Annotated in this window: 10 protein-coding genes; 2 read left to right on the top strand and 8 right to left on the bottom strand. The window is 64.4% G+C overall.

Going from position 1 to position 12,343, the window contains the following annotated elements; all coding sequences use genetic code 11:
- Positions 1 to 8 precede the first annotated feature (8 nt).
- Positions 9 to 1,061, bottom strand: coding sequence for a LacI family DNA-binding transcriptional regulator (locus tag AB4Y82_RS15100; protein WP_441602918.1), 1,053 nt, complete (start codon positions 1,059 to 1,061; stop codon positions 9 to 11).
- 86 nt (positions 1,062 to 1,147) lie between these two features.
- Positions 1,148 to 2,434: a sugar MFS transporter gene (locus AB4Y82_RS15095; protein WP_046970698.1), complete on the bottom strand. Its 1,287-nt coding sequence runs from the start codon at positions 2,432 to 2,434 to the stop codon at positions 1,148 to 1,150.
- 454 nt (positions 2,435 to 2,888) lie between these two features.
- Between AB4Y82_RS15095 and glk the strand changes: the two genes are divergently transcribed.
- Positions 2,889 to 3,983 carry a glucokinase gene (gene glk, locus AB4Y82_RS15090; RefSeq protein WP_441602919.1) on the top strand — a complete coding sequence of 365 codons (1,095 nt, stop codon included), beginning with the start codon at positions 2,889 to 2,891 and terminating at the stop codon, positions 3,981 to 3,983.
- Between the two features lie 78 nt (positions 3,984 to 4,061).
- Entirely contained in the window at positions 4,062 to 6,851 is a 2,790-nt protein-coding gene (locus AB4Y82_RS15085) for a TonB-dependent receptor (protein ID WP_441611451.1), read from the top strand.
- A 69-nt stretch (positions 6,852 to 6,920) separates the two neighbouring features.
- Here the strand turns inward: AB4Y82_RS15085 and pcp are convergent, their stop codons facing one another.
- The 6 genes from pcp to pxpB are packed head-to-tail and all read right to left on the bottom strand — an operon-like array spanning position 6,921 to position 11,728.
- The gene (pcp, locus tag AB4Y82_RS15080) at positions 6,921 to 7,571 is read right to left on the bottom strand and encodes a pyroglutamyl-peptidase I (protein ID WP_441602764.1); all 651 of its coding nucleotides are present in this window, start codon (positions 7,569 to 7,571) and stop codon (positions 6,921 to 6,923) included.
- Between the two features lie 24 nt (positions 7,572 to 7,595).
- Entirely contained in the window at positions 7,596 to 8,564 is a 969-nt protein-coding gene (locus AB4Y82_RS15075; protein WP_441602765.1) for a 5-oxoproline transporter, DUF979 family subunit, read from the bottom strand.
- Positions 8,565 to 8,566: 2 nt separating this feature from the next.
- Entirely contained in the window at positions 8,567 to 9,262 is a 696-nt protein-coding gene (locus AB4Y82_RS15070) for a DUF969 domain-containing protein (protein ID WP_441602766.1), read from the bottom strand.
- Positions 9,259 to 10,050, bottom strand: coding sequence for a LamB/YcsF family protein (locus tag AB4Y82_RS15065; protein WP_441602767.1), 792 nt, complete (start codon positions 10,048 to 10,050; stop codon positions 9,259 to 9,261). Before AB4Y82_RS15065 ends, AB4Y82_RS15070 begins: the two co-directional genes overlap by 4 nt.
- On the bottom strand, positions 10,047 to 11,018 hold the full coding sequence (locus AB4Y82_RS15060) for a biotin-dependent carboxyltransferase family protein (protein ID WP_441602768.1): 972 nt from the start codon (positions 11,016 to 11,018) through the stop codon (positions 10,047 to 10,049). Before AB4Y82_RS15060 ends, AB4Y82_RS15065 begins: the two co-directional genes overlap by 4 nt.
- Positions 11,015 to 11,728: a 5-oxoprolinase subunit PxpB gene (gene pxpB, locus AB4Y82_RS15055; protein ID WP_441602769.1), complete on the bottom strand. Its 714-nt coding sequence runs from the start codon at positions 11,726 to 11,728 to the stop codon at positions 11,015 to 11,017. The genes AB4Y82_RS15060 and pxpB overlap by 4 nt, the downstream gene beginning before the upstream one ends.
- Positions 11,729 to 12,343 lie beyond the last annotated feature (615 nt).

Here is a 12,343-nt window from a genome sequence, read left to right as displayed (position 1 = left end):
GCGCGACCTCAGCCCTTGCGGGGCGCCGGGGTTTGCGGTGGCGCGGTGGATCCACGCACGACCAATTCGGGTACAAAACATTCGCTGTGCGGCAGTTCAACCGCCGCGCCGGATTTGCGCTGCAATTCCGCCATCAGCTGCAGGGCCGCATGGCGGCCGATGTCGCTGGTGGACTGACGCGCGGTGGTGAGTGCGGGCCACGCCTGCTTGGAGAACGGGCTGTCCTCGAAGCCGGCGATGGAAAGCCCCCACGGCACATCCACGTTGCTCGAACGGGCCGCGGCGAGCACGCCCGCGGCGATTTCGTCGTTGCTGCCGAAGATCGCGGTCGGCGGATCCTTCAGCGCAAGCAGCTTGCGGGCGCCGCGGAAACCGTCGTCGAACGCATAACGGCCGGGCAGCACCAGCTTCTTGTCCAGCGGCAGACCATAGTCGCGCAGCGCATCGGCATAGCCCTGGTAACGCTCCGGGCTGGAGCGATGGTGCGGTTCGCCCCACAGGAAGCCGATGCGCTTGTGGCCCATCTGGATCAGGTGTTCGGTGATCGCATAGGCGGCGCTGCGGTCGTCGATGTAGACGCACGGCGCGCCGTCATGGGGATCGTCGCGCGAGGAAATGATGCGCACGAAGCTGATGTCGTTGGCGATCAGCGTATTGACCAGCTCGGCCTGCTCGGACATCGGCGGTGCCAGCACCAGGCCGGCGAGACGATTGCGTTCCACCAGCGCGCACAGCTCCGCCGCCAGGTCGGGCGAGGAGGAATCACACGGATGGATCAGCAGGCCGAAGCCGCGTTCGCGGCAGGCGGACAACACGCCGTCCTGCATGCTGATCACGTAGTGCGCGTTCGGGTTGTCGTAGACCAGTCCGATCGCATAGGCATGCGTGCTGCGCAGACCACGTGCTGAAGGATTGGGCTGGTAGCCCAAAGCCTCGATCGCGCGCTCGACCTTTTCGCGCGTATCGGCGCGAACCGAGGCCTCGTGGTTGATGACGCGCGAGACGGTCTTGAGCGAAACGCCGGAACGCTTGGCGACATCCTTGATGGTGGGGTTGCGCAACACAAGAAACTCCGGCAATCGGTAAGTAGCGGCATCGTAGCCCAGCGAAGCCTTACCTGGCGGCGCGGCGGGCGCCGACCCAGGCTTCAGCGCGCGTGCTGGCCGACGCGGTGCCCCTTAACGCCGTAGTAAAGGATGTACAGGTAGCAGGGCACCATCAGCGCCATGAATACCAGCTGGAAGTTGAAGTGCTGTTTCAGGTGCACGAACAGCTGCGGCACCAGCGCGCCGCCGGCGATCGCCATGATCAGCAGCGCCGAGCCGCGCTCGGTGAGGCGGCCCAGGCCGTGGATGGCCAGCGGGAAGATCGCCGGCCACATCATGGCGTTGGCGAAACCCAGCGCGGCGACAAAACCCACCGAGGTATGGCCGGTGGTGATGTACGCGCCCAGCGTAAACAGCACGCCGAGCACGGCGGACACCGCCAGGTAGCTCTGCTGCGAGATGAAGCGCGGAATCAGCACCAGGCCCGCCAGGTAACCGGCGAGCATGGCGATCAGGGTGAACGAGGTGAAGTGCTTGGTCTCATCCAGCGGCAGGCCAAAGCCCTGGCCATAGGTGCCGATGGCATCTCCCGCCATCACTTCCACGCCCACGTAGAGGAACAGGCACAGCACGCCCAGCCACAAGTGAGGGAAGCTGAAGATGCCGCCCTTGGAGTGACCGATATCCGACTCGGCATTGGCGCCGGACGGCTTGATTTCCGGCAGCGGCGAGCGGACCACCCAGATCGCCAGCACCACCAGCAGGCCGGCCATGATCATGTACGGCATGTGGATCTTGGCGGCGAAGGCGTTGAGCAGGGCTTCCTTTGCCTCGGGCGAGGCCGCGGCCTTCACCTGCTGGTCGAAGGTGTCGATGCCCGACAACACCAGCGCGCCGAACACGAACGGTGCCAGCGCACCGGCGACCTTATTGCAGATGCCCATGAAGGCAATACGCTGCGCGGCACTGTCGATCGGGCCGAGGATGCTGATGTACGGATTGGAAGCGGTCTGCAGCAGGGCGAGGCCCGCGCCGATCACGAACAATCCGGCCAGCGCCGGATAGAAGATGCGCATGCTGACGAACTGGCCGAACAACACCGCGCCAATCGCCATCACGAACAAGCCCAGTCCCATGCCCTTCTTCATGCCGGTGCGGCGAAGCACGCTGGACGCGGGAATGGCCAGGAAGAAGTACGAAAAATAGAACACCAGCGGTACGAAGAAAGCAGACACGTCATCGACGTTGAAGGCGAGCTTGACGAAGGTGATCAGCGGACCGTTGAGCCAGGTCACGAAGCCGAAGATGAAAAACAGCACGCCGATGATCAGCATCGGTACCACGCTGGAAGAGCGTGGCTCGCCAGCGGCAAGCGTAGTGGCAGACATGGATGGACTTACTCCCCGCGGATGGCCGCTGAACGATGGACCCATGACGGTCCGATTCCCCCTCAAAGCCCTTCCCTCGCCGCGAAGGAGAGGGAGAGATGAGCGTTTATCGACGCTATGCGTAACGTTGTCAAATTCTGACACGAGTGAGTCATCCAAAGGTGCACAAAGCGGTGGCTGCACCGACCCCGCAAAAACCTCGCTTGTTGCGCCGCAATAGCGATGTTTTGGCAGCAGGACGGCTCTTTTGACTAGTTAAAAATCCCTTTGTTTACAGTGTGTTGCACTGCATCATGATCTTGCGGCAAGGACGTCATTTGCTGCGATTGCTGGACCGCGCCAAACCCTTGTTTCGCATGAAAAAACGGCCTGTTGACAACGTTGTCATCCGTGGCGAGACTCGGGCCAAAATCGGGTCGCAGGTCGTGCAATGCGACACAGCAATGACGAGGGGATGACGGTGGCGCAACGCGGTAACCACAGTCTGGAGGCACGTCGCCTGGCGCTCCCTGCGGGGGCGTTCCTGGCGGCTGACGTCGGCGGGACGCATGCCCGCATCGGCCTGGTCAGCCACGAGCCGGATGGGACGCGCCCGGTGACGGTGCTGCAGTACCACCGCTATGCCTGCGCCGACTGGCCTAGCCTCACGGCCGTGCTGCAGGACTTCGTCGGCCAGCTCGATCGCTCTGTGCACATCCGTCGCTGCGCCGTGGCCAGTGCGGGTTACGTGCTGGGCGATGCCATCGTCAACGACAACTTGCCCTGGCCGGTTTCCATTCGCGATATCCGCGACAGCCTCGGCATCGAAGAGCTCGCCGTCGTCAACGACTTCGAAGCCGTGGCCTATGCCACCCAGTTCCTCAGCCAGGCCGACACCACTGCAGTGATCGAAAGCGAGGCACTGCCCGCCGAAGGTCCGGTGCTGGTGATGGGGCCCGGCACCGGTTTGGGCTCGGCGGTGCTGTTGCCCGGCAAACCGCACGCCACCGTGCTGGCCACCGAAGCAGGCCAGATCGCGCTGGCGCCGGGCAACGAACGCGAGATCGAGATTCTTCGTGCGCTGTCGCGCGACCGTTCGTATGTCTCGTTCGAACACGCCTTGTCCGGCCCCGGCCTGCTCAACCTGTACCGCGTGCTGTGCACGCTGCGCGGGCAGACACCCGAACTCACTTTGCCCAGCCAGGTGACGCAGTCGGCGCTGGAGCGCGGCGACGAGGCAGCCGTCGAAGCCTTGGAGGTGTTCTGCGGATTGCTCGGCAGCTTTGCCGGCGATCTGTGCCTGCTGTACGGCGCACGCGGGGGCGTGTTCCTGGCCGGCGGGATTCTTCCGCAGATCCGCGACGTGCTGCTCGCCAGCAGCTTCCGCCAGCGCTTTTTCAACAAAGGCGTGATGCGCGCCTTCCTGCAACAGGTTCCCGTACGACTGATGGAGCACGGCCAGCACGGTGTGATCGGCGCCGCCGGGCTGTTCCTTGACTTGCAAGACCGAGAGGGCATGTCCGCAGGCTCTCGCGCCGGGGAGAACGAAGTACTCAGATCGTCCAACTGAACCGGGCCCATGCCCAACAGCCACGCCGCAGCCCATGTCCACGTGCTGGCTGCCGATTGCCTTCGAGGGGAGGACACCATGTCACAACGCAAATCATTGCTAGCCGCCAGCATCATCGCTGGACTCTGTCTATCCGGTTCGCTTCGCGCCGCCGATACGGCGCCCGCTGCGCAACCGGCGCCGCAACCCGCACCCGCGGCAGCGACACAGGACAACAGCAACCCGCAGACGACCGCCGACCAATCGCAGGCCAAGCAGTTGGAAACGGTGACCGTCACCGGCATCCGCGCCAGCCTGCAACAGTCGCTGGACACCAAGCGCAACGCAGACGCCATCGTCGATGCCATCACGGCCGAAGACATCGGCAAGTTCCCCGCCACCAACGTGGCCGAAGCACTGGCGCAGATTCCCGGCGTCACGCTGGACCGTGCGTTCGGCGCCACGCAGCGCGTGAGCATCAACGGCATCGATCCCAGCCTGAACCTCTCGTTCCTTGACGGCCATCCGATCGCGCAGGCCATGTGGCTCTACGGCGACAGTCCCAACCGCGGCTTCAACTACTCGTTGCTGCCGCCGGAGATCCTCGGCTCGCTGGAGATCTACAAGAGCCCGGAAGCGCGCCTGCCTGAGGGCAGCCTCGGCGGCACGGTGATCATGCACACCATCCAGCCGCTCGACGTGCCGGCGAACACGCTCAGCGGTTCGTTCGGCGTGAACTACAACGACATGGTCGAGCAGAGCCGTCCGAACGCGTCGCTGTTCTACAGCTGGCACAACGCCGACAAGACGTTTGGTGCGGATGTCTCCCTCTCGCACTACGAGCAAAAGACCGATCGCCAGGGCCAGGAAATCTTCGGCTATACGCCGGTATCGGCCATCGCCGCCGCCAATCCGGCCATTGCGGGGCAGATTGCCGCCGGCACGCTCAAGGCGTCCGACCAGATGCCAACGGAACTCAACGCGGCCGACTTCCAGCAGACCGAGAAGCGCAGCAGCATCCTGGTCAATCTGCAGTACAAGCCGAACGACCATTTCGACAGCACGCTCAGCCTGCTGTACATGACCGATCGCCTCGACAACCTCAACGTGTCGATGTACCCGATCGCCGGCTTCAACTACGCCGGCATCTCGCATCTCACCGAAGGCCCGAACGGCATCGTGGTGGCGGGTACCCAAGTCGGCACGCCCTGCTTCAACACCACCTCGTGCACCAGCACGGCCGAAACCTTCATGGATAACGACGCACGCAAGTCGTTCATCCGTACCAAGGGCGCCGACTGGCGCGGCACCTACAAGGGCGACGGCTGGCGCATCAACGGGCAGTTGGGCGTAAGCACCTCCGACAACACCATCACGCAGGCCTTCAAGGAACTGTTCTACGGCGGCGGCTTCGACTGGAACATCAACAAGGGCTTCAACTACACCGACCTTGCCACGGCGAACAACCCGGCCTATTGGGCCGACAACAACTTCGGCGGCAACATCGGCTACAAGCCGTACAAGGCGCGCGACGAGTATGCCCAGGCCGACTTCACCAAGGACTTCGACGGCTTCTTCAACAGCCTGCAGATCGGTGCCCGCTGGGCGTCGCACTGGGAAAGCCAGTCGCTGTTGATCGACAACGTGGGCGTGCCCAACCAGACACTCAACCAGATCGGTTACGGCGGCATCAGCGATCTGAGCGGCGCGTCCAGCATCGGCCTGTCCGGCAGCACCGTGCATCACGTGCAGACGCTGGGCTTCCAGTCGATCTACAACGCGGTGCTCGACGGCAACCAGCTGAGCTCCAACGATCCGGTCGACTACTGGGACAACACGTTCAATGTGCAGCAGCAGAACAGCGCGGGCTTTGCCCAGCTGAACTTCGGCAACGACAACGTGCACGGCAACCTTGGCGTGCGTTTCGTGCACACCAAGATCGACTCCTTCGGCTACAACGTGCCCAGCACCTGCAGCACCTGGGATTGCGTGTTCCCGCTCGGTTTTGGCTATGTCGGCACCACCAGCACGTCCAACGACTGGTTGCCGGCGTTCAACGTCGCCTGGAACGTGGCGCCTGACATCATCCTGCGCGGCGCGGGTTCCGAGACGATTGCGTACGCGCCCTACAACCAGCTGGCGCCGTACTTCGAAGCCAACGACACGGTGCTCACCGCGACCGCAGGCAACCCGAACCTCAAGCCGTATCGGTCGGTGAACTTCGACCTGTCCGGCGAGTGGTACTTCAACAACGAGTCGGTGATCGCGGTCTCGGGCTTCTACAAGAACGTGCTGAACTACGTGGTCAATGCCGCCACCGTGCAGGGTCGCCAGAACGGTTCGTGGGCGGAACTGATCCAGGGTTCCACCGGCCAGATGCTGGTGAACAACGGCATGTGTACCTTGGCCGGCTTCTGCCAGTACAGCGTCTCCGCGCCGATCAATGGCGGTCGCGCCAAGGTGAAGGGCGCCGCGATCAGCTACCAGCAGGCCTTCGGTGACAGCGGTTTCGGTCTGCGTGCCAACTTCACGTACTCCGATTCGAGCACCGCGGCCGGCGGCCCGCTGCCGTACAACTCCAAGGACTCGTACAACCTCTCGCCGTACTTCGAGAAGGGTCCGTACAGTGCCAGCATTGCGTACAACTATCGCAGCAAGTATCTGGCAGGCGGCTACGTGGCCGGTGCGCCCGATTCGTATACCGACAGCTACAAGGAACTCGATGCCTCGCTGGGCTACAAGTTCAACGATCACATGTCGGTCACCTTCGACGCGCTGAACCTGCTCAACTCGACCTACAAGCAGTTCTACGGTTCCAGCATGACGGAACTGGCCAACGAATACGCCAGTGGTCGCGAGTACATCCTCGAAGCGCACTTCAAGCTCTGATTTACCCAAACCTCCCCGGTAAGGGCCTGGCGTCTTGCCAGGCCCTCTTTTTATGCGTCGCGGCGTCGCTCAGTCGAGGGCGCCGGCGCCGTAACGATCGTCGGTGTGCTGCGTGGCCGCTACCTCCAACGCGATGGACAGGGCGCGCACCACGTCGTCCTTGCTCATGCTGGGCGCGTTCGGAAAGCGCGCCGCCTGCGAGGGCAGGTAGGGGATGTGGATAAAACCCGCGCGCAGTCCGCGATGCTGCTCGGCCAGGTGCAGCATCAGATACGCCACGTGATTGCACACGAAGGTGCCCGCCGTATTGGACACTTCGGCCGGCAGCCCTTCGGCGAGCAGTGCCTTGAGCATGGCCTTGATCGGCAGTGTGCTGAAGTACGCCGCGGGGCCGTCCTCAACGATGGCCATGTCAATCGGCTGTGCTCCGGCATTGTCGGCAATGCGGGCGTCCTGCACATTGATCGCTATCCGTTCGATCGATAGTCGGCTACGTCCGCCAGCCTGCCCGACGCCCAGCAGCAGCTTGGGCTGCACCTCGTCGATGGCCAGCGCCAGCTCGCGCTGCGAATCGGCGAAGGCCGTCGGCAGCAACCGGGCCACCACGCGATGGCCAGCGATGTGCTTGCCGTCGAGCGCGCGCACGGCTTCCCATGATGGGTTGATGTCTTCATTCCCGAACGGCGTAAAACCGGTCAGCAGGATGCGCGGTTGGCTCATGATCGGATCTCAAGTCGTGCGGCGTCAGCGAAAGACCAGCAGCCACATGATGACGAAGGTGGCGACGAAGATGCTGGCAGCGCTCCACGCCTGCGCGCGGATCACGCCATAGGGATTGCGCAGCTCCAGCAGTGCTGCCGGCACCAGGTTGTAGTCGGCCGCCATGGGCGTGAGCAGGGTGCCGCAATAGCCGCACAGCATGCCCATGGAACCGAGGATGGCCGGGTTGGCGCCGTAGCGATGCACCAGCAGCGGCAGTCCGATGCCCGCCATCATCACCGGAAATGCGGCGAACGCATTGCCCATGATCACGGTGAACAACACCATGCCCAGCGAGAACACCAGCAGGCACAAGAAGGCATTGCCCTCGGGCAGGATCATCTGCGCCAGCGCCGAGATCGCCGCGCCAACGCCGCTCTGGGTAAACACTTCGCCCAGTGCGGCCAGCAACAGCGGCAACAGCGCCGCCCAGCCGATCGCATCGAGCAGGCGCCGGCCTTCCGACAAGCCCTGATGCAGCGGCGCCTGCGCCACGCGCGCCGCCGCGAACAGCGCGAGCACGCAGGCGAGCGTCAGCCCGGTCAAGGTCATCTGCGGCTTGGCGAACAGCGCGTAACCGCCGATGGACAGATGTTCGCCGAACAAGGCCACCAGCAAGGTCACCAGTGGAATCAGCAGGGCGGGCACAAACAGCTTGTGGCCAAGGCGCAGGGCGGACGCCTCGCGTGCCGATGCACTGGCCGTCTCCGGGTGGGCCTGGCGGCGAAGGCGGGGCGCGAGCAGCGCGAGTGCGATCACCATGCATCCGGCGATCTGCGCAGGCAGGGCGTTGCCGGCCTTCTGTTGCGCCAGCACCACGTCGCCACCGGCAAACAGCAGGCCCAGCAGCGCCCAGAAGGAGGCGCGAGCGATCTGTTGCGCACGCGCGTTGCGCCAGGCGGTGTAGAACAGGAAAGCTGCAATCAGCCAGTACGCGTATTCGATGCGCAACATGCTCAGGCTTCCGCTTCGACGCGGGCGAGCGCGGCGCGCCGCTGCAGGCGGCGCTGGAACAACCACACGCGTACCGACTGGATCACGAAGGCGGCGATGGCCGTGGGCAGCGCCCACAATGCGATGGCCAGTGGCGTGAGATCGATGCCGTGCTGGGCGTAGAAGCCCTGGACCAGCAGCACCGCGCCCAACGCGATGAAGACATCCTCGCCGAAGAAGCGGCCGATGTTGTCCGTGGCGGCAGCGACCGCGCGCACTTCGTCGCGCTCGGCGTCGCTCAGGTCAGGCTTGATCTTCTCGGCCGCGGCCTCGCCCATCGGCGCCAGCAGCGGGCGCACTGTCTGTGCGGCGCCGGCGACGCCGGTGAGCCCGAACATGGCGAGCACTTCGCGTATGAACAGATAACCGATCAAGAGCCGGGCCAGCGTGAAGCCGCGCAGGCGGTTCATCCATTGCTGGGCGTGCTCGCGCAGGCCGGCGTGTTCGAGCAGACCGATGGCGGGCAGGGTGAGCACGAACATCAACAGCATGCGCGAGGACACGAAGCTCTTGCCCAGCAGGGCCAGCAGGTCGGCGGGATGCAAGCCGGCGAGCAAACCGCTGACCAGCGCAGCGCACACCACCACGGGAACGGCATTGAAGCGCAGCGCAAAACCGATGACGATGACCGCGACGCCGAGCAGCGGCCAGTAATTCATGCGCGTGCCCCGCTGGCGTGCGGCGCGGCGATACCGATGTCGGCCGCTTCCAGTGCGGCGCGCAATCGACGTGCGAAGGCCACGGCGTGCTCGCCATCGCCATGCACGCACAAGGTGTCAGCCTGCAAGGCCACGATGCTGCCGTCGATGGCGCGCACCTGACCTTCGCGTGCCATCGCCATCGCCTGGGCAATCGCCTCATCGCCTTCCTGGATCACTGCGTCGGGTTCGCGCCGTGGTTGCAGCGAGCCATCGGCGCGATAGCGACGATCGGCAAACGCTTCGGCCGCCACCGGGATGCCGGCAGCCAGCCCGGCATCGATCAGCGCCGAGTTGGCCAGGCCGAACAGAAACAGCGAGTGATCGAAATCGTGGACGGCCCGCGCAATCGCGGCCGCCAGCCTGGCATCGCGTGCCGCCATGTTGTACAGCGCGCCATGCGGCTTGACGTGGCGCAGTCGTGTGCCTGCCGCCTGCGCAAACGCCTGCAGCGCGCCGATCTGATAAAGCGTCATGGCATAGGCTTCGTTCGGCGTCACCGCCATCTCGCGTCGCCCGAAACCTTGCAGGTCGGGCAGGGAGACATGCGCGCCGATCGCCACATCGTGTTGTACCGCCATGGCGACGGTGCCGCGCATGATGTCCGGGTCGCCGCCATGGAAGCCACAGGCGATGTTGGCCGAGCTGACGATGGCAAGCAGCGCGGCATCGTCGCCCATGCGCCAGGCGCCGAAGGATTCGCCCAGGTCGCTGTTGATGTCGATGGTCTTGGCGATGGAGAGTTTCATGCGGATTCCAGGCGTTGTTCGATGCGTTGCAGCAGGTGTTGCAGCGAGGCCTCGCGCTCGGTGAGGCGTTGCAGCGCCTCGTCCAGAGTTGTCTCGCGGAAGGATACGGTATCGCCCGGCCGACGCTGCGCGAGACGCGGCAAATCCACCATGGCCAGCTGGCCGATGCGCGGATAGCCACCGGTCACCGGCGCTTCGGCCAGCAACACGATGGGCTGGCCCGAGGGCGGCAGCTGCAAGGTGCCGGGCAGGGTTGCTTCGGAAATCAGTTCCAGCGGCTGGCGCAAGTGCAGGGGCATGCCTTCCAGTCGATTGCCGGTGCGGTTGCTGTCCTTGCTCACCATGAAGCGCTGGGTGAACAGCGCGTGTTGCGAGGCATCGTCCAACGCATGCCAGTGATGACCGCGCAACAAGGCCAGCGGCGCGCGGGCATAGTCGAGCCAGGGTTGCGGATCGAGGCCCCAGCGCAACGCCTGCATGGTGAGTCCGGCGCGGAACCAGGATGCCGATGCGCGTTCACCGATGTCGATGACGTCGCCGCTCTGCGCAGCCCTGCCCACGCCGGCATGCAGATCGCTGCTGCGGCTGCCCAGTACCGACGCGCCGTCGAAGCCGCCGCGCACCGCCAGATAGCTGCGGCACCCGTGGCGCATGCCGCCGAGGCGAAGCACGCTGCCGGCGGGCAGGAAGCAGCTGGTCCACGCGGGCAAGGGTTGGCCCTCCACGCGCGCTTCAATCAGGCCACCGGTGAGCGCCACGACGGCGTCGTGTTGAAAGCGCAGCGTGGGACCGGCCAGCGTGATCTCCAGCACCGCTTCGTCGCCGGCATTGCCGACGAGGGCATTGGCCAGCCGCCTGGCCGGCTCGTCCATGGCCCCGGCGCGGCCCAGTCCCAGATGTGCATACCCGCGACGCCCTGCGTCCTGCAGGCTGGTGAGCAATCCAGGCTTGATGACCTCGACGCTCATGGGCGTGTAACCGGGTCGGTGGCAAGTCGCTCGTACTCGTCCTGGTCGATCGCGCGAAAGCGCACATGGTCGCCGGGCCCCAGCAGGGAAGGCGATGCGGCAGCGAGGTCGAACAGACGCATCGGCGTGCGCCCGATCAGTTGCCAGCCACCAGGCAGGCTTTGCGGATAGATGCCTGTCTGCTGCCCACCGATCGCGACACTGCCGGCGGGCACGCTGGTACGCGGATGGCTGCGGCGCGGCATGGCCAGCGTGGGATCGAGGCCGAGCAGATAGGGAAATCCGGGCGCGAAGCCGAGCATGGCGACGCGATAGCGCGCAGCCGTGTGGCGCGCGACCACCTCTTCGATCGATATCCGCGCATGCGTGGCTACTTCAGGCAAGTCGGCGCCGTCGTAGCAGACCGGAATGCTCACTTCGCGCACCGCCTTTGCCACTGACGAGTGCTCGTTCCATGCGGCAGCGATCGCTGCGCGCAGGCGTTCGGCACCGAAGCGGCCGTCATCGTCCAGCCATTGCAGCACATCGAAACGCAGCAACAGGCTGGCATAGGCTGGCACGCATTCCACGTTCTCAAGGCCCGCCTGCAGCTTGGCGGCTGCGGCGTGGACGCGATCGTTGACGGCGGCGTCGATGGTTTCGCCAAAGCGCAACAGCCATGCGTCCTCGGCCAGTGTTTCGATCTGTACGTCGGCCAGCGGAAATGTCACGCGCGCACCTTCCCGGCATCGTCTCTTTCAGCACGTGGGCTGAGTTGCTCTGTGCGTGTCGACATGCGGGCGATTCGTGGGCGGGGGGGGGCGGGTCAGGTGGAGTGTTGCAGAAGAGACTGAGTTTGCCGACTTGCACTGCGACACACCCGTGTCCAGGCAAAACCCTGCGCTCCCATTGGCGCTCATCACACGAAAACAGCCTGTTTGCGCAGTTCTTTGCGATCTTTTCGGCGCAGGTTCACATCACTGGCGGATTGAGGAGACGTGAAGTTACGTCGCGAGCTCCTGCGACTCGCGGACTTCGCAACGTTGTCAAATGAGCCCGCTTTCATCTGTCGCGACAGGGGAATAGAGGCCGAAAATCCCCCCGTGTCAGAGGGCAAATGGCTGGCCTGAGTCAAGCGCCATGGGGGTCGCCATGGCGCGCTGCGAGATCGTTTCCTGGCGATGCTGAAATGGATTAAAAATACATATTAAACAAGCGATTGATGACGATCATGGGACCTGTGGCAGCCTGCCAGTAGAACCAAGATGCTGCCCTGCCGCATAGGCCATTTTCGTATGTGCCGGATGGATTGTTGACAACGTTGTCAACCATTACCCAGACTCCGG

The sequence above is a fragment of the Dyella sp. 2YAF14 genome (assembly GCF_052114725.1).
Taxonomy (GTDB): Bacteria; Pseudomonadota; Gammaproteobacteria; order Xanthomonadales; family Rhodanobacteraceae; genus Dyella.
The sequence above is the reverse complement of the archived record's forward strand: the minus strand, read 5'-3'. Positions and strand labels throughout refer to the sequence as shown.

Bases quoted from the DNA above. Each gene is read 5' to 3' on its own strand.
- AB4Y82_RS15070 (WP_441602766.1), bottom strand. From the start codon at position 9,262: ATGAATTACTGGCCGCTGCTCGGCGTCGCGGTCATCGTCATCGGTTTT.
- AB4Y82_RS15095 (WP_046970698.1), bottom strand. From the start codon at position 2,434: ATGTCTGCCACTACGCTTGCCGCTGGCGAGCCACGCTCTTCCAGCGTG.
- pcp (WP_441602764.1), bottom strand. From the start codon at position 7,571: ATGAGCCAACCGCGCATCCTGCTGACCGGTTTTACGCCGTTCGGGAAT.
- AB4Y82_RS15085 (WP_441611451.1), top strand. From the start codon at position 4,062: ATGTCACAACGCAAATCATTGCTAGCCGCCAGCATCATCGCTGGACTC.
- glk (WP_441602919.1), top strand. From the start codon at position 2,889: ATGACGGTGGCGCAACGCGGTAACCACAGTCTGGAGGCACGTCGCCTG.
- AB4Y82_RS15075 (WP_441602765.1), bottom strand. From the start codon at position 8,564: ATGTTGCGCATCGAATACGCGTACTGGCTGATTGCAGCTTTCCTGTTC.
- AB4Y82_RS15065 (WP_441602767.1), bottom strand. From the start codon at position 10,050: ATGAAACTCTCCATCGCCAAGACCATCGACATCAACAGCGACCTGGGC.
- AB4Y82_RS15060 (WP_441602768.1), bottom strand. From the start codon at position 11,018: ATGAGCGTCGAGGTCATCAAGCCTGGATTGCTCACCAGCCTGCAGGAC.